General features: G+C 60.6%; 17 protein-coding genes. 9 read left to right on the top strand and 8 right to left on the bottom strand.

Going from position 1 to position 21,616, the window contains the following annotated elements:
• Nucleotides 1-22 precede the first annotated feature (22 nt).
• Nucleotides 23-472: a Cd(II)/Pb(II)-responsive transcriptional regulator gene (gene cadR, locus JUI81_RS18665; protein ID WP_007897786.1), complete on the bottom strand. Its 450-nt coding sequence runs from the start codon at nt 470-472 to the stop codon at nt 23-25.
• A gap of 84 nt (nt 473-556) precedes the next feature.
• Here cadR and JUI81_RS18660 point away from each other — a divergent pair, with 84 nt between their 5' ends.
• The 7 genes from JUI81_RS18660 to JUI81_RS18630 all read left to right on the top strand — a co-directional run bounded on the left by JUI81_RS18660 (nt 557) and on the right by JUI81_RS18630 (nt 9,713).
• Entirely contained in the window at nt 557-2,857 is a 2,301-nt protein-coding gene (locus JUI81_RS18660) for a heavy metal translocating P-type ATPase (protein ID WP_204124807.1), read from the top strand.
• Nucleotides 2,858-2,873: 16 nt separating this feature from the next.
• On the top strand, nt 2,874-3,737 hold the full coding sequence (locus tag JUI81_RS18655; protein ID WP_018928662.1) for a LysR family transcriptional regulator: 864 nt from the start codon (nt 2,874-2,876) through the stop codon (nt 3,735-3,737).
• Between the two features lie 275 nt (nt 3,738-4,012).
• Complete coding sequence (locus JUI81_RS18650; protein WP_204124806.1) at nt 4,013-5,089, top strand: putative 2-aminoethylphosphonate ABC transporter ATP-binding protein; 1,077 nt, start codon at nt 4,013-4,015, stop codon at nt 5,087-5,089.
• Nucleotides 5,089-6,813 carry a putative 2-aminoethylphosphonate ABC transporter permease subunit gene (locus JUI81_RS18645; RefSeq protein WP_204124805.1) on the top strand — a complete coding sequence of 575 codons (1,725 nt, stop codon included), beginning with the start codon at nt 5,089-5,091 and terminating at the stop codon, nt 6,811-6,813. The genes JUI81_RS18650 and JUI81_RS18645 overlap by 1 nt, the downstream gene beginning before the upstream one ends.
• A gap of 32 nt (nt 6,814-6,845) precedes the next feature.
• Nucleotides 6,846-7,871 carry a putative 2-aminoethylphosphonate ABC transporter substrate-binding protein gene (locus JUI81_RS18640; protein WP_105340771.1) on the top strand — a complete coding sequence of 342 codons (1,026 nt, stop codon included), beginning with the start codon at nt 6,846-6,848 and terminating at the stop codon, nt 7,869-7,871.
• A 138-nt stretch (nt 7,872-8,009) separates the two neighbouring features.
• A complete protein-coding gene (locus JUI81_RS18635) occupies nt 8,010-9,143 on the top strand; it encodes a TIGR03364 family FAD-dependent oxidoreductase (protein ID WP_204124804.1) in 1,134 nt (377 codons plus the stop codon).
• A gap of 144 nt (nt 9,144-9,287) precedes the next feature.
• Nucleotides 9,288-9,713, top strand: coding sequence for a hypothetical protein (locus tag JUI81_RS18630; RefSeq protein ID WP_019580586.1), 426 nt, complete (start codon nt 9,288-9,290; stop codon nt 9,711-9,713).
• Nucleotides 9,714-9,723: 10 nt separating this feature from the next.
• Here JUI81_RS18630 and JUI81_RS18625 read toward each other — a convergent pair whose 3' ends face one another.
• Nucleotides 9,724-11,100, bottom strand: coding sequence for a GTPase/DUF3482 domain-containing protein (locus JUI81_RS18625; RefSeq protein ID WP_204124803.1), 1,377 nt, complete (start codon nt 11,098-11,100; stop codon nt 9,724-9,726).
• Nucleotides 11,093-12,472 (bottom strand): DUF2868 domain-containing protein, encoded by a 1,380-nt coding sequence (locus tag JUI81_RS18620; protein WP_204124802.1) that lies wholly within the window; start codon nt 12,470-12,472, stop codon nt 11,093-11,095. Before JUI81_RS18620 ends, JUI81_RS18625 begins: the two co-directional genes overlap by 8 nt.
• A gap of 85 nt (nt 12,473-12,557) precedes the next feature.
• Between JUI81_RS18620 and JUI81_RS18615 the strand changes: the two genes are divergently transcribed.
• The gene (locus JUI81_RS18615; protein ID WP_028939091.1) at nt 12,558-13,070 is read left to right on the top strand and encodes a dihydrofolate reductase; all 513 of its coding nucleotides are present in this window, start codon (nt 12,558-12,560) and stop codon (nt 13,068-13,070) included.
• A 44-nt stretch (nt 13,071-13,114) separates the two neighbouring features.
• On the opposite strand, the gene JUI81_RS18610 is transcribed toward JUI81_RS18615, so the two are convergent.
• A complete protein-coding gene (locus tag JUI81_RS18610; RefSeq protein ID WP_204124801.1) occupies nt 13,115-14,506 on the bottom strand; it encodes an L-cystine transporter in 1,392 nt (463 codons plus the stop codon).
• A 239-nt stretch (nt 14,507-14,745) separates the two neighbouring features.
• Here JUI81_RS18610 and JUI81_RS18605 point away from each other — a divergent pair, with 239 nt between their 5' ends.
• Nucleotides 14,746-15,813, top strand: a complete 1,068-nt coding sequence (locus JUI81_RS18605) for a haloacid dehalogenase-like hydrolase (protein ID WP_204124800.1) — start codon at nt 14,746-14,748, stop codon at nt 15,811-15,813.
• A gap of 95 nt (nt 15,814-15,908) precedes the next feature.
• On the opposite strand, the gene ilvD is transcribed toward JUI81_RS18605, so the two are convergent.
• The 4 genes from ilvD to JUI81_RS18585 form a co-directional block, all read right to left on the bottom strand.
• Nucleotides 15,909-17,750, bottom strand: coding sequence for a dihydroxy-acid dehydratase (gene ilvD, locus JUI81_RS18600; protein ID WP_018928674.1), 1,842 nt, complete (start codon nt 17,748-17,750; stop codon nt 15,909-15,911).
• A 257-nt stretch (nt 17,751-18,007) separates the two neighbouring features.
• Entirely contained in the window at nt 18,008-19,228 is a 1,221-nt protein-coding gene (locus JUI81_RS18595) for a multidrug effflux MFS transporter (protein ID WP_019580592.1), read from the bottom strand.
• Nucleotides 19,221-20,198: a diiron oxygenase gene (locus JUI81_RS18590; RefSeq protein WP_204124799.1), complete on the bottom strand. Its 978-nt coding sequence runs from the start codon at nt 20,196-20,198 to the stop codon at nt 19,221-19,223. The genes JUI81_RS18595 and JUI81_RS18590 overlap by 8 nt, the downstream gene beginning before the upstream one ends.
• A complete protein-coding gene (locus JUI81_RS18585; RefSeq protein ID WP_204124798.1) occupies nt 20,195-21,274 on the bottom strand; it encodes a SagB family peptide dehydrogenase in 1,080 nt (359 codons plus the stop codon). The genes JUI81_RS18590 and JUI81_RS18585 overlap by 4 nt, the downstream gene beginning before the upstream one ends.
• Nucleotides 21,275-21,616: the final 342 nt, after the last annotated feature.

The following is a 21,616-nucleotide window of genomic DNA, read 5'->3' as shown; positions in this document are numbered from 1 at the left end:
AGGCTTGCCCGCGAAGGCATTCTTAATGCCCATGGCTTCGGCCGACATGGGAATGCTCAACCTCCGTCGCCACAACCCCGCCACTCACCTCCAGCCGCTGCAAAATCCCGCACTGATCGATATCCGGCCCTTCGCTGCAGCGTTGGCGCAGGTCGAGCAGTTGTGTCTGCAAGGCCAGCAAGCCGTCGATTCGTGCCTTCACATGATGGATATGTTCGTCGATCAACGCGTTGACGTTTTCGCATTGATCCTGCGGGCTGTCGCGCAGGGCCAGCAGGCTGCGGATTTCCTCGAGGGTCATGTCGAGGGTGCGGCAGTTGCGGATGAAGGTCAGGCGTTCGGCGTGGGCCTGGGTGTAGACGCGGTAATTTCCGTCGCTGCGGGCCGGTTCCGGCAGCAGGTTTTCGCGCTCGTAGTAGCGGATGGTTTCCACGGCGCAGTCGGTGAGTTTCGCCAGTTCTCCTATCTTCATCGCGTCGATCTCCAAAAGGGTGCTTGACCCTATAGTGGCTACAGGGTCTTTACTTGGCAACAGGCACCTTCATGGACGCGACCAATGAGCGATTCTCTTCACACCCACAAACCCGAGGCTGATCACGATCACGATCACGATCACGATCACGATCACAGCCACAAGCTGCAGCCTGTGCCCCAGCATGTCCATGGTAGCCATGATCATGGCGGCCACGGCGATGCCTGCTGTTCCTCCAAAGCCGCGGCGCCATCGCTGATCAAGTTGAGCGAGACTCCGACCGCTGGCGCGCGGTTGAGCAGCTTCCGCATCGAGGCCATGGACTGCCCGACCGAACAGACGCTGATCCAGAACAAACTCGGCAAGCTTGCGGGTGTGCAGCAACTGGAGTTCAACCTGATCAATCGGGTATTGGGCGTGACCCATGACCTGCCAAGCACCATGCCGATCATCGACGCGATCAAATCCCTCGGCATGCACGCCGAGCCGCTGGAACAAGGCGTCGAAGCGCCAATACCTGTGCCAGAGAAAAAACCTTGGTGGCCATTGGCGCTGTCTGGCGTTGGTGCGTTGGCGGCTGAAGTGATCCACTTCACTAACGCGGCGCCCACTTGGGTGGTGGCGGTGATTGCGCTGATCTCAATCCTCAGTGGCGGCCTGGGTACCTATAAAAAGGGCTGGATCGCCCTGAAAAACCTCAACCTGAACATCAACGCGCTGATGAGCATCGCGGTGACCGGTGCGGTTCTGATCGGCCAGTGGCCGGAAGCGGCGATGGTGATGTTCCTGTTCACCGTCGCCGAGTTGATCGAAGCCAGGTCTCTGGACCGGGCGCGCAACGCCATCGGCGGACTGATGCAGATGGCGCCCGAGCAAGCCACGGTGCAGCAAGCCGACGGCAGTTGGGTCGCACAACCGGTGAAAAGCATCGAACTGGGCGCACGGGTGCGGGTGCGTCCCGGTGAGCGGATCGGTCTGGACGGCGAAGTGTTGTCCGGCAGTTCGACCATCAACCAGGCGCCGATTACCGGCGAAAGCCTGCCGGTCGAGAAAACCATTGGCGACAAGGTATTTGCCGGCACCATCAACCAGTCCGGCTCGTTGGAATACACCGTGACCGCAGCGGCCGATCACTCGACCCTCGCGCGGATCATCCACGCCGTCGAACAGGCCCAGGGCGCGCGGGCGCCGACCCAGCGCTTTGTCGACAGCTTTTCGAAAATCTACACACCGGCTGTATTCATCCTGGCCCTCTCCGTGGCGGTGATCCCGCCGTTGTTCATGGACGCGCTTTGGTTCGACTGGATCTACCGGGCACTGGTGTTGCTGGTGGTCGCCTGCCCATGCGCCTTGGTGATTTCCACTCCGGTGACCATCGTCAGCGGCCTCGCGGCAGCGGCGCGCAAAGGGATTCTGGTCAAGGGCGGCGTCTACCTGGAGCACGGCTACAAACTCGACTACCTGGCCCTCGACAAGACCGGCACCCTCACGCATGGCAAACCGGTGCAGACCGACTATTTGTCCCTCGCCCCGACCGCCGATCAAACAGCCCCGGCCATTGCGGCGGCACTGGCCGGTCGCTCGGATCACCCGGTGTCGCTGGCCATTGCCAATGCGGTTGTGGATAAACAATTCGCGTCGCTGACTGTGGATAACTTCGAAGCCCTGGCTGGGCGTGGCGTGCGCGGCGAGATCAATGGTGAGCTCTACCATCTGGGCAACCACCGCTTGGTGGAAGATCTGGGCCTGTGTTCTCCAGCGCTGGAAGAGCAGCTGTTTGCGCTGGAGAAACAGGGCAAGTCGGTGGTGCTGTTGCTCGACAAGTCGGGTCCGCTGGCCTTGTTTGCCGTCGCGGACACCGTGAAAGCGACCAGTCGCGAAGCGATCCAGCAGTTGCATGAACTGGGCATCAAAACCCTGATGCTGACCGGCGACAACGTTCATACCGCCCAGGTCATCGCCGCCCATGTGGGCATTGATCAGGCGCAGGGCGATCTGTTGCCGACCGAGAAGCTGCAAGCCATCGAAACGCTTTATGCACAGGGCCATCGGGTGGGGATGGTCGGCGACGGCATCAACGACGCCCCGGCGCTGGCGCGGGCCGAGATCGGTTTCGCCATGGCGGCGGCCGGGACCGACACCGCCATCGAAACCGCCGATGTCGCCCTGATGGACGATGATCTGCGCAAGATCCCGGCCTTCATCAGCCTGTCGCGGCAGACCTCCAATATCCTCAAACAGAACATTGCCCTGGCATTGGTCATCAAAGCGATCTTTCTTGGGGTAACCTTCGCCGGGATCGCCACCATGTGGATGGCGGTGTTCGCCGACATGGGCGTGAGCCTGTTGGTGGTGTTCAACGGTTTGCGCCTGTTGCGCAAATAGAAGATGAGGGACGGGTGTGCTGAGTGCCGAGCTGAAGGCGTTTTACATGGTGGCCCGGCTGGGCAGCATTACCTTGGCGGCGAAAAAGCTCGGCCTGAGCCAACCGACGGTGACGACCCAGATCCGGCATCTGGAAAGCCAGTATTCGGTTGAGCTGTTCTACCGTGGCGGCCGCCGCCTCAGCGTCAGCGACGAAGGTGCGCGGCTGTTGCCGATGGTCAAGGCACTGTTGCAGCAGGAAGCCGATATCGAGTTCTTCCTGCGTAACAGCGGTCAGGTCCAGGGCACGTTGCGTATCGCCGCCACGGCGCCGTATTACATCCTCGATCTGGTGAAGACCTTTCGCGAGCGCTTGCCGCAGGTGGAGGTGTCGGTGGAAATCGGCAACTCCCAGCAGGTGCTCGAAGCGCTGGAGGATTACCGGGTCGATGTCGCCGCGTCCTCGCAGTTGCTCGACGATGCGCGGCTGATCCGCCGGGTGCTCGGCAGTGATCCACTGGTGTTGGCGGTGCATCGCAATCATCCGCTGGCGGTGCATGACCATGTCCCGCTCAGCGCACTGGCTGGGCATACCTTGTTGATGCGCGAGTCGGGCTCGACCACCCGGCGCTTGACCGAAGAGTTGCTGGCCAGTGCCGGGGTGAGTTTCGGGCCGCTGCTGGAGATTGGCAGCCGCGAGTCGATTCGTGAAGCGGTGTTGCGCAACATCGGCATCAGCATCATCGCCCGGCAAGAAGTGCCGCACGATCCGCAATTGCGGGTGCTGACCCTCGAGAATGCGCCGCAGATTCCTGAGTACCTGTACTGCCTCAAGGAACGAAAAGGCGCCCGGCTGCCGGCGGCATTTCTGGGGTTGGCGCAGGAAATGGCCCCCGCGTAGATCCCTGTGGCGAGGGAGCTTGCCCCCGTTCGGCTGCGCAGCAGTCGTAAAATCATTGAATGCGGTATGTCTGGCGAAACACGATCGCAGGTTTTGGGGGCGCTCCGCGACCCAACGGGGGCAAGCCCCCTCGCCACAATTCATCCGGCATAAGATCGTGGATTTTTTCCAACCCAAATCCCCGAATACCACTATCGGCCGTTTTTGCCTCGTTGCCACATGACGGACGCATTGCAAACCTAGGATGGCCCTCATCTGCTTGATGAGGCCTGTCCATGAACCACTCGATCGCAACTGCCCTGACCAACCCCGGTGCGCCGATGAAAGTGCGCGGCGTGCAGAAGCGCTTCGGCGCGTTCACCGCGCTGGATAACGTTTCCCTCGACGTGGCAGCCGGTGAACTGGTGTGTCTGCTGGGGCCGTCGGGTTGTGGCAAGACCACCTTGCTGCGCTGCATCGCCGGCCTTGAGAAACAAGACAGCGGCGAGTTGTACCTGGGCGATCGCGACGTTTCCCTCCTGCCGCCTCAAGCCCGGGACTACGGCATTCTCTTCCAGTCCTACGCGTTGTTCCCCAATCTCACCGTCGAAGCGAACATCGCCTACGGCCTCGCCGGCAGCGGTCGCGATCAAGTGCGCCAGCGCGTCGGTCAGATGCTGGAACTGGTCGGCCTCACCGGCAGCGAGAAAAAATACCCCGGCCAGTTGTCCGGCGGTCAGCAGCAACGCGTAGCGCTGGCCCGGGCTCTGGCACCGGCCCCTTCCTTGTTGCTGCTGGATGAACCGATGTCGGCGCTCGACGCCCGGGTCCGCGAGCATCTGTGCACCGAGTTGCGCCAATTGCAGCGCAACCTCGGCATCACCACCCTGATGGTCACCCACAATCAGGACGAAGCCATGCTGATGGCCGATCGCATCGCCGTGATGAACAACGGCAAGGTCGAGCAGTACGCCACACCGCAGGACATCTACGACCGCCCGGCCACACCGTTTGTGGCGGAGTTCGTCGGTCAGGGCAACTGGCTGCCGTTCCGCCGTAGCAGCGACAGTCATGCCCTGGTCGGCGGGATGCACATGCGCCTGGCCGATGGTAGTGCGAAAACCGCGTCGGGCCGTTTGTTCTGCCGTCCCGAGGCGATCAACGTCAACCCGCTGGTGCATGAAGAAAACCTGTTCCCGGCCAAGATTCGCGAGATCACTTTCCTCGGCAATCGTTGCCGCATGAGTTTCGAACTCGATCAGCTGCCGGGTCATGCATTGCTGGCGGAACTGGCGCCGGAAGCGATGCCGCGTCTCGGTGCGCAACAGATCATGGTCGCCTTGCCGCCGCGCAGCCTGCAGGTGTTTGCCTGATGAACGCGAACGTCGCGCTGCCGATACCGCACAAGCAGGTTCGGCAGACCTCCCGTGCCGAGATCGGCGACCGGCTGTTCGTGGTCGGCGGCAAGCTGCTGTTGTTGGTGATGCTCGGCGTGGCGGTGTTGATGCCGTTGCTGGCGATCTTCTGGCGCGGGTTCAGTTCGCAGGCCGGGCAGGGCGGTGGTCTGGTGGCTGCCGGTGAATTGCTGACCAGCGCGAATTTCCATTGGTTGCTCGGTAACAGCCTGAAAGTTTCCCTCAGCGTGGCGGCGATTGTCGTACCGTTGGCCTACCTGTTTGCCTACGCGCTGCAACGCACGTTGATTCCCGGAAAAGGCATCTGGCGCAGCATGTCGCTGCTGCCGTTGATGGCGCCGTCGATGTTGCCGGGGATTGCGCTGGTTTATCTGTTCGGCAATCAGGGCCTGTTGCGCGGTCTGTTCTCGGACAACATCTACGGTTTCTGGGGCATTGTGCTCGGCGAGGTCATCTACACCTTCCCACACGCCTTGATGATTTTGCTGTCGGCGTTGTCCCTGGCGGATGCGCGACTATTCGATGCCGCTTCCAGCATGGGCGCGAGCCCGGTGAAAGCCTTCCGCAGCATCACCTGGCCGGCGACGCGTCAGGCGGTGTTCGCGGCGTTCTGTCTGGTGTTCACCCTGACCATCACCGACTTCGGTGTGCCCGTGGTGGTCGGTGGCGACTATCAGGTGTTGGCGCTGGAAGCCTACAAAGCGGTGGTCGGCCAGCAACAATTCGGTCGCGGCGCACTGATCGGCATGGTTCTGCTGCTGCCGGCGCTGTTCAGCTTTGGTGTCGACGCCTGGCTGCGTCGGCGTCATGGCGATTCCATGAGTGGTCGGGCGCAAGTCTTTCAGCCAATGCCGTCGAGGCTGCGCGACGGTTGTTATCTGGCCATCGTGCTGCTGATCTGCGCGGTGTTGCTGCTGGTGTTCGGCATGGCGGTGTACTCGTCGCTGGTGAAGTTCTGGCCGTACAACCTGTCGCTGTCGCTCAACCATTACCAGTTCAACGACACCGCGGGCGGTGGCTGGCTGGCCTACGGCAACAGCGTGAAGATGGCGCTGTGCACGGCGTTGATCGGCAGCGTGCTGATCTTCACCGGTGCCTACCTGATGGAGAAAACCCGTGGCCAGCGCGGCCTGAATCTGACACTGCGCATGCTCAGTTTCGTACCGATGGCGGTGCCGGGTCTGGTGCTGGGCCTGGGTTACGTCTTCTTCTTCAACCTCAGCGGCAATCCGCTGCATGTGCTCTACGGCAGCATGACGCTGCTGGTGGTTTGCACCATTGCTCACTATTTGACCACCGCGCAAATGACCGCCACCACCGCGCTGCGCCAGCTCGACGCCGAGTTCGAAGCCGCCGCGCTGTCGCTCAAGGCGCCGCTGTATCGGCATTACCTGCGAGTCACCGTGCCGATCTGCCTGCCGGCGTTGCTGGACATCGTGCGCTACCTGTTCGTCTCGGCCATGACCACCGTTTCGGCGGCAATCTTCCTCTACAGCCCCGACACCATCCTCGCGGCGGTGGCGGTGCTGAACATGGACGACGCCGGCAACGTCGGCGGTGCGGCGGCGATGTCGACCCTGATTCTATTCACCTCGGCGGGCGTGTCCCTGCTGCTGGCCTGGGCCTCGCGCGGTTTATTGCGCCGCTCCCAGGCCTGGCGGCAGACCGCACCCGGTCTTTGATTCACACCTTCAACTCACACAGGAATTGCACCATGTTCAAGCCCTTGGCCCTGGCCGCTGCTGTCCTCACCGCTTTCAGCCTGAACGCCTTCGCTGCGAAAACCGAGTTGACGGTGTACACCGCCCTCGAAGCCGAACAACTGAAGACCTACAAAGAAGCCTTCGAGAAGGCCAACCCGGACGTCGAGATCAAGTGGGTGCGCGACTCCACCGGCATCATCACCGCCAAGCTACTGGCCGAAAAAGCCCGTCCGCAAGCCGATGCGGTGTGGGGCCTGGCGGCGTCGAGCCTGGCGATCCTCGATCAGCAAGGTATGCTGCAAAGCTACGCGCCGAAAGACCTGGGCAAGATCGGCGGTAACTACCGTGATGCCGCCAACCCACCGGCCTGGGTCGGCATGGACGTGTGGGCGGCGACCATTTGCTTCAACACTGTCGAAGCCGAAAAGCAGGGGCTGAGCAAACCGGTCAGCTGGCAGGACCTGACGAAGCCTGAGTACAAAGGCAAGATCGTCATGCCCAACCCGGCCTCGTCCGGCACCGGTTTCCTCGACGTCAGCGCCTGGCTGCAAACCTTCGGCGAGAAGCAGGGCTGGCAATACATGGACGACCTGCACCAGAACATCGGCCAGTACGTTCACTCCGGTTCCAAGCCGTGCAAACTCGCCGCTGCCGGTGAATTCCCGATTGGTATTTCCTTCGAATACCCGGCCGTTCAACTGAAGCGCCAAGGCGCGCCGCTGGACATCATCCTGCCGAAAGAAGGCCTGGGCTGGGAGATCGAAGCGACTGCCGTGATCAAAGGCACCGCGCATGAAGAAGCAGCGAAGAAACTGGCCGACTTCTCCGCAAGCCCGGCGGCGATGGAGCTTTATAAAGAGAACTTCGCGGTACTCGCACAACCGGGTATCGCCAAGCCACAGACCGAATTGCCGGCGGACTATGAGCAGCGCCTGATCAAGAACGACTTTGCCTGGGCCTCGAAGAATCGCGACGAGATCCTCAGCGAATGGCGCAAGCGCTATGACGGCAAGTCCGAGAAAGTGGCTGCCAAGTAACTGACTCACACCTTGTGGCGAGGGAGCTTGCTCCCGCTGGACTGCGCAGCAGGCCCTTTCTTTTCAGATAGAGAGGGGGGGCCGCTACGCGCCCCAGCGGGAGCAAGCTTCTTCGCCACAAAAAGCGGGATTATCTTCATGACACAACACAGCGATATGCTGATCGTAGGCGCCGGCATTCTCGGCCTGTCCCACGCCTATGCCGCCGCCAGGCGCGGCCTAAAGGTCAAAGTCTTTGAACGCAGCGCCACGCCGTTGGGCGCTTCGGTACGCAACTTCGGCCAGGCACTGGTCACCGGCCAGCCACCAGGGCCGATGCTCGAATTGGCCAGGGCCAGTCGAGAAATCTGGGGCCAATGGGCAGAACTGGCCGGCCTGCACCTCAAGCGCAACGGCTCGTACCTGTTCGCGCGTACCGAAGCGGAAGAACACCTGCTGGAAGCCTTCTGCGCTGGGCGTGCCGTGGAGCACGGTTACCGTGTCGAGCTGTTGCGCGGCAACCCATTGCGGGATTTATACGGCGGTCAATTCAGCCATCACCGCGCCGCGTTGCACGGCATGGATGACCAACAGCTGTATTCCCGTGAAGCGATTCCTGCGTTGATTGACTATCTGCATCGCGAGTTGGGCGTCGAGTTTCACTTCTCCACCCTGGTGCGCGACATTGAGTCGGGCCGCTTGCACAGCACAGCCGGCACCTTCAGCGCCGAGCAGATCATCGTTTGCTCCGGCCACGATTATCAAACCTTGCTGGCCGAGCCGATTGCCGAACTCAACCCGCAAATCTGCCGCCTGCAAATGCTCCGTGCCCGGCCGCAGATCAACCTCAACCTGCAACACGCACTGCTCACCGGTCTGAGTTGCGTGCACTACGGCGCCTTCGCCGATCTGCCGGAAGCTGCGGCGGTAAAGGCGCAAATTCTGCGCGAGGCGCCCCATCTGCATGAAAACGGCATTCACCTGCTGATCAGCCCGACACCGTACGGTGAGTTGATCATCGGCGACTCCCACCATTACGGCAGCGATCCATCACCGTTCAATGCCGAACAGGTGGACGACTGGATGCTCGAGCTGGCCGAACAGACGTTGGGCTGCAAGGTGCAAGTGGTCGAGCGCTGGCAGGGTGTTTACGGTTCACGCGGCCCTGGCCCGTTCTCCTTTCTGCGGCCGATGCCGGGTGTGAGCGTGGCGCTGATGCACACCGGTGTCGGCATGAGCGTCGGGCCGGCGTTGGCGGAACGTAACGTGGCCACTTTATTGGGAGGCAGTTGAAGGACCTCAAGGCCTTGAAGCGCAAGGCCGTGGGTCTGTTGTCCCGCGCTCTGGGCTGAGTTGTCCGACACACGATAGGGAATCGGTTTATGGATCAATGCGCGTCAAAGAATCAATCTGGCCTTTTTGCAAAGGAATGCACGGATGCATTTTTTGAAAGTGATCGCACAGGACCGGAGCGGGAAGGGCTCGGCAGATACCGTCGGTTTCCAGTTTTTTGAGGATGATCAGTTGCAGCGCGAGGCGACGGATGCGGATCGTCAACGGCTCAAGTCTTTCGGCAAGACGTACTTGAAATGCGCCTGGTGCAACGCGGGTGAAGGCGAGGAGCGGCACTTGCGGATCTTCTCGGAAAACCCCAGTGCCGACGGCTCGCCAGAAACGGTACGGCTGCATTTTCATGAGGGACCGATAATTGCCTACAAGGCAGCGGCCCGTGATCTGGATAACGACGGGGTTTTCGAGTTGATATTGAACTCGGATGTGGACAACGACGGGCGAGCAAACAGGACCGATCGTAGCCGTGTGAAGGCATTGGCCAAAGAGTTTCTGAAACTGGATTGGCGCTGACGATCGTTGGTTAAAGCTGCTGCGCCAACACCTCAACCTGCTCCTGCCGCTCCGCCTGATTCACCTTCGAATGAGGATTGAGCGACGACCATTGCGGATGTGCCCGCGCCTTGTTCAGCGCTTCCGGCAGTTTGCCTTCGCGCCAGGTTTTGTCCTGTGGTGTGGCGACCTGAATGCTGTCCATCGCCGCATGCCCGCGCTGGTTCAGGGCTTGCAGCAATTGCCGCTGGCGCAAGGCCAACAGCCGCAGCACGCTGTCGTCGACGGTCAGTTCTCGCTGGCCTTTGATCTTGCCCAGCAGGCGGCTGCCGTAACTGCGCGCGGTTTGCAGAGCGCCGCCGGCAATCGCTCCGGCCAGTGCCGCCGCGCCGAGGGTCAGGCCGCCCACCAGCAAATCGACGCCGGCCCCGGCCGCCGCGCCAGCCGCGATGCCACCGCCGACCCGTACACCGAGTTGTTTCAGGGTTTCCGGGTTGAACAGGTCATCGCCCCAGCGACCATCGAGCAGCGGCAGGTCACTGGCCGCCGCGTCCTGTGGGCGGAAGGCGTAGAGCTTGAGCAAGGCTTCGACGCAACGTTGTTCACGCTGACGCACCGCTTTGCGCAGTTCGCTGATCGCTTGCTGTTCCTGCTCCGCCTCGCTGGCGACACTGCGGCGGCAGGCGGCGCAATCGATCAATAAATCGGCAATCAACTGCGCTGCACTCTGCTGACGGGCCAGGCGTTGGGCCTGCTGATCGGCGATCAGGCGTTCCAGTTGTTCGCGGGAGTTTTCCAGCAGCAGCGCGAGGCTTTCATACAGTCGGCGTTCGCCATCTTCCGGCGGCGCGACGCTGTCGAACCGCACCAAGGCATGCAAGCCCAACCGCGCCAGGGCTTCACGCCAATCCGGTTCGCGCTGCTGGGCGCTGCTGACAAAATTCAGCACTGGCAGCAGCGGTTTGCCGCAACTGGCCAGCACTTGCAGTTCGTCGCGGTACTTGGCCAGCACCGGCTCCCGGGCGTCGATCACATAGAGGCCGGCGTCGGAGGCAAGCAATTGCCGCAACACCTTGGCTTCCTGTTCGAAGCGCTGCCGGGCTTCGCTGCCCTCAAGGAAGCGCGCCAGCCGCGCCGGGCCGTCGAGGCGTTCACCGGGTCGCTCCAGGCGCTCGAGGTAGTCGAGCAGGGCGATGGCATCTTCCAGGCCCGGCGTGTCGAACAGATCGAGCAGAGGCTCGCCGTCCACCGACAATCGCGCGCCCTCGACGTGGCGCGTGGTGCTGGGGCGATGGGACACTTCGCCGAAGCCGACATCCCGCGTCAGCGTGCGCAGCAACGAAGTTTTGCCGACGTTGGTGTGGCCGACCACGGCGAGCTTCAAGGGCTGTTTCCAGGTATCAGTCATGACCCGTCTCCAGCCAGTTCAATGGCGCGCAATCGGCGAATGGCAGGTCCAGTTGTTGCAGCGCAACATGCCAGTCGCCCAGGCGTTCGGCATCCAGTGCTTCGCCGGGCGGCGCTTGCAGCAGCCACACGCGGGTAGCCGTAGCACTGCGAGCCAGTTCGGCAATCAGCGCCAGGCTGCCACGGTCCGGCGAACGCCGTGGATCGCAGGCGATGGCCAGGCGGGCCGGGGGAAAGCGACTCAGCTGTTCAAGCAGTTTGTGCCGGGATTCGCGGCTATCGAGGATGCCGGCGTCGTTGACGCTTTTCGGCAGCTGCGGTGGCCAGGGGCGTTGATCGTCCAGCTCGATGGCCACCAACAGTGCGCCATCGCTTTGCAGATCGCTGGCCGCGTTTTCAACCCGGTGAAGTTGCTCAGGCGCGGCATCGCTAATACCCAGGCGTTCGCTGGTGGGCATCAGCCGTTCGCGCAGTTGGGCGTAGCCGGGCAGGTTCAAGTCCAGATGCAAGGCTGCCTGGCCGGTTTTCCAGCGCCACCGGCAGAACAATGCGAGCAGCAAACGCGGTAACACGCCGTACACCAGCAGCACGCCCACCAGCCACGCCGCCCAGGCCTGGCGGGCGCTTTCGATGTTCAGCGCGGCATCGCCGCTCGCGCGGATCATCTCCACGCTGGGCACACTGAAACCGAGCAAGGCCGGCAGGGCGCCGAGGGCCTGGGTCATGGCGACGAAGGTGTCGGCGCCGAGAATGGTGGTCTCCCAGACGAAGCCATAGCGCCGGGTCGCCATCAGCGTCAGCAGCATCACCAAGGCACTGAGCATCGCCAACAACCACAAGCCGTTGACCAGCACACCCAGCGCCCACCGATTGAGTTTCTGCCGTTGCAGTAACAGCAGCAGGGCCGGCGCCAGTTGTGCGGCATTGGCATCGCGGGCGAGTTTTTCACTGAGCCACAACCACAAGCGTCCGAGGGCGGCGCTCTGTTCGCCGGCGAACACCAGGCCCAGGGCCCAGCTCAATAGCAGAATCAGGTTCAGCCCCAGCAGGCTGCCCAAGGCCCAGAACACATTGACCGGGGACTGGCCGTCGCCCAGCGCGGCAAACGCCAGGCCGGCGCCACTGATTGCGGCCAGCACGGCGAGCACGATCAACGCCAGTCGCGCGCCTTGCAGCCAGTGTTTGAGGGCGCGGGTCTGCCCGTCGCGCTCGGCCAGCCACCGGGCGCGGCATTGAATACGCGTCGGCAGGTCGCCGCCGGCGCTACGGGCGACTCGGTTGGCTTCCAGATCATCCAGGGGGCCGGCGTGTTCTTCACGCAGGCGTATGGTTTCGCTCAGCCAGAGGTTTTGCAGGGGTGTCAGTTCAGTCACGCGGCATCCCGTCGCTTAATTGAGCGATGAGCATAACCGCTGTGACGCTTATCGGGGTAAGGGAGGCTCTGGTATCCTCGCCGGCATGACTAAATCACTCCCCCTCAGCCTGATCGCAGCCCTCGGTGAAAACCGCGTGATCGGCGTCGATAACAGCATGCCCTGGCACTTGCCGGGGGACTTCAAATACTTCAAGGCCACCACCCTCGGCAAGCCGATCATCATGGGGCGCAAGACCTGGGATTCCCTCGGTCGTCCGCTGCCGGGCCGGTTGAACATCGTGGTCAGTCGCCAGGCGGATCTGCAGCTGGAAGGTGCGGAGGTTTATCCGTCACTGGAGGCGGCCGTGGTTCGCGCCGAGGAATGGGCGCTGGAGCAGGGCGTCGATGAGTTGATGCTGATTGGTGGCGCACAGTTATATGCACAAGGTCTGGAGCAGGCCGATCGGCTATACCTGACGCGCGTGGCGCTGAGCCCGGAAGGGGATGCGTGGTTTCCGGAGTTTGATGTGAACCAGTGGAAGCTGGTGTCGAATGTTCCGAATCCGGCAGAAGGCGACAAACCGGCGTACAGCTTTGAGGTTTGGGAGAAGGCCTGAGCGCATCGCGGGCAAGCCCGCGATAGCGATCCATCAGGCGCCAATCAAGCCTGAGCCAACGCCCCATGCTCATCTGCGTCCAACAGCGCTTTATCCGTCTGCTGCATGATCTGGCTGGTGATCGCCCCAGCGGTGATCGAGCCACTGACGTTCAACGCCGTGCGACCCATGTCGATCAGCGGTTCAACCGAAATCAGCAACGCCACCAGTGACACCGGCAAGCCCATGGCCGGCAACACGATCAGCGCGGCGAAGGTTGCACCGCCACCAACCCCGGCCACCCCGGCCGAACTCAGCGTCACAATCGCCACCAACGTCGCGATCCACAAAGGGTCCAGCGGGTTGATGCCCACGGTTGGCGCAACCATCACCGCCAGCATTGCCGGGTACAGACCGGCACAGCCGTTCTGGCCAATGGTCGCGCCAAACGAGGCAGCGAAACTGGCGATGGACTGTGGAATACCCAAACGGCTGGTCTGGGCTTCGATGCTCAGCGGAATGGTGGCGGCGCTGGAGCGGCTGGTGAAGGCGAACGTCAGCACTGGCCAGATCTTGCGGAAGAAGCGCAACGGGTTGATCCCGGCGGCCGACACCAGCACGCCATGGATCACAAACATCAGGCCCAGGCCGATGTACGACACCACCACGAAACTGCCGAGCTTGATGATGTCTTGCAGGTTGGAGCCGGCGACCACTTTGGTCATCAGCGCCAACACGCCGTATGGGGTCAGCTTCATCACCAGGCGCACCAGACGCATCACCCAGGCTTGCAGGGTGTCGATGGCGTTGATCACTTTCTGACCTTTCTCGACATCATCCTTGAGCAGTTGCAGCGCCGCGACCCCAAGGAATGCGGCGAAGATCACCACACTGATGATCGACGTCGGTTTGGCGCGAGCGAGGTCGGCGAACGGGTTCTGCGGGATGAACGACAACAACAGTTGCGGCACATTCAGGTCGGCGACCTTGCCCGCGTAGTCGGTCTGGATGGTTTGCAGGCGAGCCATTTCCTGGGTGCCGGCGACCAGACCTTCGGCGGTGAGGCCGAACAGGTTGGTCAGGCCAATGCCGATCAGCGCCGCGATGGCGGTGGTAAACAGCAGCGTGCCGATGGTCAGGAAGCTGATTTTTCCCAGCGACGAAGCGTTGTGCAGACGGGCCACGGCACTGAGGATCGAGGCGAACACCAGCGGGATCACGATCATCTGCAGCAACTGCACGTAACCGTTGCCCACCAGATCGAACCAACCGATCGAAGCTTTCAACACCGGGTTGCCCGCACCATAAATCGTGTGCAGGGCGACACCGAATACCACGCCCAGTACCAGCGCCAGCAGCACTTTCTTGGCCAGGCTCCAGGTGGTGTGACGGGTTTGCGCCAAGCCGAAAAGCAAGGCGAGGAACACCAGCAGATTGAGAATCAGCGGCAGATTCATAGAGGCTCCATAGACTTGTGCCAGCCACCTTCGTGTGTGACTGCGAACCGGTAAGCCTAACAGCTTGATATGTAATGATTTAATATCAAAAACAGCGGTCAACTGTCGTTTTTGGAATAAGCCAATGCCGCTATAAGGAATGCCGCTGACGGAATCAGGATGCAAGCGGTCGCGGGCAGGCGAGGACTGTCACACAGATTTGTTAGCGTCGATCTCTTTGAACCAGGGGAGAAACGCCGATGAAGCTTGCACCGAAATTTCTTGCTGCTGCACTTGGATTGGGTTTGAGTCTTGGCCTTGCCGGCCAGGCGTTCGCTACCGACCTGAAGCACTGGCCAGCGGATCAGGCCAAGGCGCTGGACGCGATGATCGCGGCCAATGCCAACAAGGGTAACTTTGCGGTGTTCGACATGGACAACACCAGTTACCGCTACGACCTCGAAGAGTCCTTGCTGCCGTTCATGGAAAACAAGGGCCTGATCACCCGCGAGAGCCTCGACCCCTCGCTGAAACTGATCCCGTTCAAAGACACCGCCGACCACAAGGAGAGCCTGTTCAGCTACTACTATCGTCTCTGCGAAATCGACGACATGGTCTGCTATCCATGGGTCGCCCAAGTGTTTTCCGGCTTCACGCTTCAAGAGCTCAAGGGCTACGTCGATGAGCTGATGGCGTCTGGCAAACCGGTGCCGAGCACTTATTACGACGGCGATGTGGTCAAGACCATCGACGTCCAGCCGCCGAAAGTCTTCACCGGCCAAGCCGAGCTCTACAACAAGCTGATGGAAAATGGCATTGAGGTCTACGTGATGACCGCTGCCTCCGAAGAATTGGTGCGCATGGTCGCTGCCGATCCGAAGTACGGCTACAACGTCAAACCGCAGAACGTGATCGGCGTGACTACGTTGCTCAAGGACCGCAAGACTGGCGAGCTGACCACGGCGCGTAAGCAGATCACAGCGGGCAAGTATGACGAGAAGGCCAACCTTGGCCTCGAGTTGACCCCGTACCTGTGGACTCCGGCAACCTGGATGGCCGGCAAGCAAGCGGCGATCCTGACCTACATCGATGAATGGAAGAAACCGGTCCTGGTGGGCGGCGATACCCCGACCAGCGATGGTTACATGCTGTTCCACAGCGTCGACGTGTCCAAGGGCGGCATCCATTTGTGGGTCAACCGCAAAGACAAGTACATGACCCAGATTAACGGCATGATGGCCAAGCACGCGGCGGCCCAGGCCAAAGAAGGGTTGGCGGTGACGGCGGACAAGAACTGGGTGATCGTGAAACCGGAAGAGATTCAATAAGCGCTGTGATGATCGTTCCCACGCGGGTGAGCGTGGGAACGACCAAAAAAATGCCCCGCACTTGGCGGGGCATTTTTTTGTTCGACGGTTAAGTATTACAGCCCGTCGAGCATCGCTTTGTTACGCACGGCACCCTTGTCGGCGCTGGTCGCCAACAGGGCGTAGGCTTTCAGAGCGGTGGTCACTTTACGTGGACGCTTTTCCACTGGCTTCCAGCCTTTCTTGTCCTGCTCGACCCGGCGCGCGGCCAGTTCTTCGTCGCTGACCAACAGGTTGATCGAGCGGTTCGGAATGTCGATCAGGACCTTGTCGCCGTCCTGCACCAGACCGATCGCGCCACCGGCAGCGGCTTCTGGCGAAGCGTGGCCGATGGACAGGCCCGAAGTACCGCCGGAGAAACGGCCGTCGGTGAGCAGGGCGCAGGCTTTGCCCAGGCCTTTGGATTTCAGGTACGAGGTCGGGTAGAGCATTTCCTGCATGCCCGGGCCGCCTTTCGGACCTTCGTAACGAATGATCACGATGTCGCCAGCCTTCACTTCGTCGGCGAGGATGCCGCGTACGGCGCTGTCCTGGCTTTCGAAGATCTTCGCGTTGCCTTCGAAGACGTGGATCGACTCGTCGACACCGGCGGTTTTCACCACGCAACCGTCCAGCGCGATGTTGCCGTACAGAACGGCCAGGCCGCCTTCTTTCGAGTAAGCGTGTTCGACACTGCGGATGCAGCCGTTTTCACGGTCGTCGTCCAGGGTTTCCCAGCGGGTCGACTGGCTGAACGCGGTTTGCGTCGGGATGCCCGCAGGGCCAGCCTTGAAGAAGTGATGCACCGCTTCGTCGTTGGTCTGGGTGATGTCCCACTTGGCGATACCTTCAGCCATGGTCTTGCTGTGTACGGTCGGCAGGTCGGTGTGCAACAGACCGCCACGGGCCAGGGAGCCGAGGATGCTGAAGATCCCGCCGGCACGGTGCACGTCTTCCATGTGGTATTTCTGGATGTTCGGCGCGACCTTGCACAGTTGCGGTACATGGCGGGAGAGGCGGTCGATGTCGCGCAGGTCGAAATCGATCTCGGCTTCCTGGGCCGCGGCCAGCAAGTGCAGGATGGTGTTGGTGGAACCGCCCATGGCGATGTCCAGGGTCATGGCGTTTTCGAACGCCTTGAAGTTGGCGATGTTGCGCGGCAACACCGACTCGTCGTTCTCGCCGTAGTAACGCTTGCACAGCTCGACGATGGTGCGGCCGGCTTGCAGGAACAGCTGTTCGCGGTCGCTGTGGGTGGCCAGGGTCGAACCGTTGCCCGGCAATGCGAGACCCAGGGCTTCGGTCAGGCAGTTCATCGAGTTGGCGGTGAACATGCCGGAGCAGGAGCCGCAAGTAGGGCAGGCGCTACGCTCGTACTCGGCGACCTTCTCGTCAGAGGCGCTGGAGTCGGCGGCGATCACCATGGCGTCGACCAGGTCGAGACCGTGGCTGGCCAGTTTGGTCTTGCCGGCTTCCATCGGGCCGCCGGACACGAAGATCACCGGGATGTTCAGGCGCAAGGCGGCCATCAGCATGCCAGGGGTGATCTTGTCGCAGTTGGAAATGCAGACAATGGCGTCGGCGCAGTGGGCGTTGACCATGTATTCGACGGAGTCGGCGATGATCTCGCGGCTCGGCAGCGAATAGAGCATGCCGTCGTGGCCCATGGCGATGCCGTCATCCACGGCGATGGTGTTGAATTCTTTGGCTACGCCGCCGGCCCGTTCGATTTCACGAGCGACCAGTTGACCCAGATCCTTCAGGTGCACATGGCCCGGTACGAACTGGGTAAAGGAGTTGGCAATGGCGATGATCGGCTTCTTGAAGTCGTCATCTTTCATCCCCGTGGCGCGCCACAGTGCGCGAGCACCGGCCATGTTGCGGCCGTGGGTGGATGTTTTCGAGCGGTAATCAGGCATGGAGCACTCCGGGCGGCAAATCAGGTATCAAAAGGGAAGTGAGCTTCTATTGACGTCTGGAACACTCAGAAATGGCCGCGTGTCCGGAAGTTGCCGATAACTTTGCGGGATCGCCGCGCGCTTCAGCTTGAGCTCATAAACCCGCCGGGGGATGACTGGCGATGAATCTCGCGATTCTACACCGCTGGCGTCAGGAGGGAATGCCGGAAAACGTTGATCCAGTGCTGACGGGGCGTGTGGGATGACGACTGGCAGGATTATTCGACGCTTGGGCTGGCTCCCGGGCTTTTGGCTCGGCTATGGATACGACTGTTGAGTACCAGCGCCACGCTGCTCAGGATGATAAAGCTGTATCCCAGCGTGGATTGCAGGTTGGCCGGGCTCAGGCTGATGAGCGCACTGATCAACCCGCCACAGATGAAAATCACCGTACTGCCGGCCGACGCCGAAGTTCCCGCATTTTCAGGGAACAGGCTCATGGCTTTGGACGTGGCGGCCGGTCGGGCGATGGTAGTGCCGGCAGTACAGATGAGCATCGGTACCAGGACGGTAAACGGGGATAGCGTAAAGTGGCTTGAGAGGTAAAGCATGATCAGGCCGGACAGCAGGATCAGGCATAGCCCGCTGATGACTTGATGACCGGGACTGATACGTTTACCCAGCAGCGTCGCAACCGTGCCGCCGACAATGTAGGCGCCGCCATAGACCAGAAGGATCAGCGAGAAGTCATAGGCCGATAGCTGGAGTTGATCCATGAAAATCAGCGGCGAAATCACTATGAAGGAAAAATGGCAGGCGAAAGCAAAGGCGGAAATCAGCCAGTAGGACAGAAAGTCGACATCGCACAAGACCCGGCGGTAGGGCTGGAAGATATTCGATAGCGCCCCGGTTGCCGCAGGACGAGTGTTTTCGAGAAAAAAACAGGCCTTGAGCAGCACTATTCCAGCCAGTGCGATAAACACCACAAAGCTGCCCTGCCAGCCCAGCGTGGCTTGCAGGAACGTGCCGGCCAACGGTGAGACCGAGATGAAAACGCCGGTGGCAGTCACCATAAGGATCCGCAACCGGTCACGCTCCTCGCCCTCGAACAGGTCCTGGATCAATGCTTGTGACAGCACGAAACACCCGCAGCCAAGTGCCTGAATCACACGAAACAACAAGAAGTGAACATAGTCCGTGGTCAGCGTGCAGCCCACCGCACCCAGCATCGAGATGGTTATTCCAGCGAGCAACAGTCCTTTGCGCCCGATCACATCCGACAGCGGCCCGATCAGCAGTTGAGAGCCCGCTATGCCGACGGCAAACAGACTGATCGACAGCGTAATATCGGCGGGCGTACTGCGAAAGTGTTCGGCGAGCGCCGGGAAAGAGGGTAGCAGGACATCCAGCGGGAACACGCCAAGCAGCACCATGGCCAACAACAGGCTGACCGCCCCCCGACGTTGTTTGACGGTCGCCGCGGATTGTCCTTCAGCCATCGATAAGCCCTGCCTTCATGAACAGTTGCTGGTTGGAGGGCAGGTCGAAGAAACCAGCCTTTTTTAACGCCTGAAGCGTTGCGCCAGCACCGGATCGCACCCGTTGATGGGTGGCTTGGGGGCTGGTCAGTCCGCCAAGAATTTCCGTGGTGGTGGTCTCGCCAAGACCCGCGCTGAGCAGGCTTTCGCGCATCCATCGCTCATCGGCTTCGAAGAACATCCGGATGATGTCCAGCAGCGCTTTGGCGACAAACGTGCGTTGAGGGCTGTTCAGCGTCAGCCACAGGTAATGGAACACTTCAGAGAAATAGCGACTATGGCGCGCCTCGTCCGCCAGATGATCCCTGAGCATTGCCTGGACGCTGGAGACCAGGTCGTTACGGCAGACATCGAGTAGTTCCTTGGCAATGATCGTCTCCGACACGAACCCGACGAGAAACCAGGCCAGCGCCCTGTATCTTTCAGGGGCGCCGTCGAGCAGGGCGTTCAATCGCATGATGCGGTGGGGCATGACCGGACGTCGGCTGATCCCGTAGAAACTGGCAACTTGCTCGGCAAGGCTGTTGGAAAACAGGGCGTGATAACCCTCGTCGGTATAAAGCTGAAGCGCGGCGGTCTTCATACGTGCGGGAATATGGACGTCCAGTTCATCATGGATGATGGTTTCCACGGAGCGGTTGACGATGCGGTGCTCAAGCAAGATGGTGTAGTCGAGGAAGTACACCAGATGATTGGCCGACAACCGATGGATGACGGTTTGACCTGCCGCCTGGATGGCCGGGTGAGTCAGGTAAGCCAGGAAGCCTGGAGGAAACCAGTGGCGCGTTTCCAGTTGCTGTTCCAGGTCTGGCGGTAATAGATAGTCGTGTTCGCTGGTGCGCACTGACGCACGGGTATTCCAGTCGCCCAGGGTGTAACGATGAGCCCAGGATACGGGCTGCTCCAACGGGGCAACGATGGGAGTGGTCATTGTTGCGGCTCCCGACGGCTCAGAAGATCTTTCAATTCCTTGCACATCACTTGTCCGTCGCTGTAGCCACAGCCGACAAAAAACAAAGGTTGTTCCGCGCTGTCCTCGATCCCCAGCAAGACCTCGACCTGATCATCGGCCAGTGCCCCCGTCAGCCAGGTGTTCAACCCCAGTGCAGTGGCCACCAGTTGGAATGTTTGCGAGATATGCCCCGCTTCCACGAAGGCCATTCGATAGGCTCGCGAGTGTTCATATTTCCACCACAGCTTGTCGAACCGACTGGTGATGAACAGGCCCACGGGCAGGTTGTTGATGAAGTGCTGCCCACACAGCAACTGCCCCAGTGGCGAGTCAGATGTCGGGTTGACGAAACTCAAGGCGTGGTCGGTGGGGTGATAGGCGTAGAGCCCGGGCTTCAGGCCGCTGACGTTGTGTACATGTAGAAAGCCTTCGCAGGCATTCAGCCCGCCACCGGATGGGCTGCTGCGCCGGGCATCGAGCCCTTCGACAAGGGTTTCGTCGACATCGTTTTCGCGCTCATGCAAGTAGCCAAGGGACAGGTAAAGCAGCGTGCCGATAGCTTCCAGTGAAACCGCTGCATCCGTGAAGGTGCGGCAGGTTTTTCGGCCGATCAGGACGTCGGCAAGAGACCCTTTCGGCAGGCAGGAAGGCTTTGGCAGGTCAATCAGCTCCCGCGCCTGGCGTTCTGTGGGCCGGTTGCTCGGCGCAGGAGCGGCCAGCACTTCGGTGCAATGGTCCAGGTAGTGTCTAGACCATTCATGAATATCCTGAGGGACATGTTCGCAGGGGATGTTTTTGGTACCGATATGGAATATCTTCGACAGTTCATCCCAACCCCATTCAACAGTGCCTTGTATTGATGTTGTCAGTATTCCTGCGTTCAGGAGTTGAGTGTCAACTATGTTGCTGTCGTTATACAGTTCGGGGTTGTTTATTAGTTGCGTAAGTCTGCTTGAGTATTCAAGGCTTAGTTCAAACTGTTTGTGATTTTTGTAATCCCAGACTATTTGGCCGGGCGTGCGAGGAAGTATGAATAGATATGGGTTTATCTGCATGGTGGGCGGTTCGCTCTGGACGGGTGCCATAGAACACGCTGGGTAGCCGGCACTCCCCAGCGTCTCATTTACTTAGCGGGCTTTTGGTGCAACCAGAAAAGCCAGGTTGGCGATTTTGTTAGCTTCCAGAGTAATTGCTTTCATGTTGTTGACTCCTTGTCATTTGATAGTGAGTGTCACTTCGAGGTGACAACTCAATCATAGGCTTTAATGGGCTCTTATCAAGGGGAGATCAAGTAGGAATATTCCAGTAATTTTGTCGGAGCGGTCTTGGGGTTGGAGAAAATTTGTAAGTTATATTCTTTCAAATCAAATGTGCAGGGAAACTTCCTGCAAGTCTGT

Origin of the sequence: Pseudomonas sp. 008 (assembly GCF_016861935.1) — a bacterium.
Classification (GTDB): domain Bacteria; phylum Pseudomonadota; class Gammaproteobacteria; order Pseudomonadales; family Pseudomonadaceae; genus Aquipseudomonas.
Note: the sequence above shows the minus strand (reverse complement) of the source record. Positions and strands in the feature narration are given on the sequence as shown.

What these genes read in the sequence shown, in the direction of transcription:
- cadR (WP_007897786.1), bottom strand. Translation starts at nt 472, where the DNA reads ATGAAGATAGGAGAACTGGCGAAACTCACCGACTGCGCCGTGGAAACC.
- JUI81_RS18660 (WP_204124807.1), top strand. Translation starts at nt 557, where the DNA reads ATGAGCGATTCTCTTCACACCCACAAACCCGAGGCTGATCACGATCAC.
- JUI81_RS18650 (WP_204124806.1), top strand. Translation starts at nt 4,013, where the DNA reads ATGAACCACTCGATCGCAACTGCCCTGACCAACCCCGGTGCGCCGATG.
- JUI81_RS18645 (WP_204124805.1), top strand. Translation starts at nt 5,089, where the DNA reads ATGAACGCGAACGTCGCGCTGCCGATACCGCACAAGCAGGTTCGGCAG.
- JUI81_RS18640 (WP_105340771.1), top strand. Translation starts at nt 6,846, where the DNA reads ATGTTCAAGCCCTTGGCCCTGGCCGCTGCTGTCCTCACCGCTTTCAGC.
- JUI81_RS18635 (WP_204124804.1), top strand. Translation starts at nt 8,010, where the DNA reads ATGACACAACACAGCGATATGCTGATCGTAGGCGCCGGCATTCTCGGC.
- JUI81_RS18630 (WP_019580586.1), top strand. Translation starts at nt 9,288, where the DNA reads ATGCATTTTTTGAAAGTGATCGCACAGGACCGGAGCGGGAAGGGCTCG.
- JUI81_RS18625 (WP_204124803.1), bottom strand. Translation starts at nt 11,100, where the DNA reads ATGACTGATACCTGGAAACAGCCCTTGAAGCTCGCCGTGGTCGGCCAC.
- JUI81_RS18615 (WP_028939091.1), top strand. Translation starts at nt 12,558, where the DNA reads ATGACTAAATCACTCCCCCTCAGCCTGATCGCAGCCCTCGGTGAAAAC.
- JUI81_RS18610 (WP_204124801.1), bottom strand. Translation starts at nt 14,506, where the DNA reads ATGAATCTGCCGCTGATTCTCAATCTGCTGGTGTTCCTCGCCTTGCTT.
- JUI81_RS18605 (WP_204124800.1), top strand. Translation starts at nt 14,746, where the DNA reads ATGAAGCTTGCACCGAAATTTCTTGCTGCTGCACTTGGATTGGGTTTG.
- ilvD (WP_018928674.1), bottom strand. Translation starts at nt 17,750, where the DNA reads ATGCCTGATTACCGCTCGAAAACATCCACCCACGGCCGCAACATGGCC.
- JUI81_RS18595 (WP_019580592.1), bottom strand. Translation starts at nt 19,228, where the DNA reads ATGGCTGAAGGACAATCCGCGGCGACCGTCAAACAACGTCGGGGGGCG.
- JUI81_RS18590 (WP_204124799.1), bottom strand. Translation starts at nt 20,198, where the DNA reads ATGACCACTCCCATCGTTGCCCCGTTGGAGCAGCCCGTATCCTGGGCT.
- JUI81_RS18585 (WP_204124798.1), bottom strand. Translation starts at nt 21,274, where the DNA reads ATGCAGATAAACCCATATCTATTCATACTTCCTCGCACGCCCGGCCAA.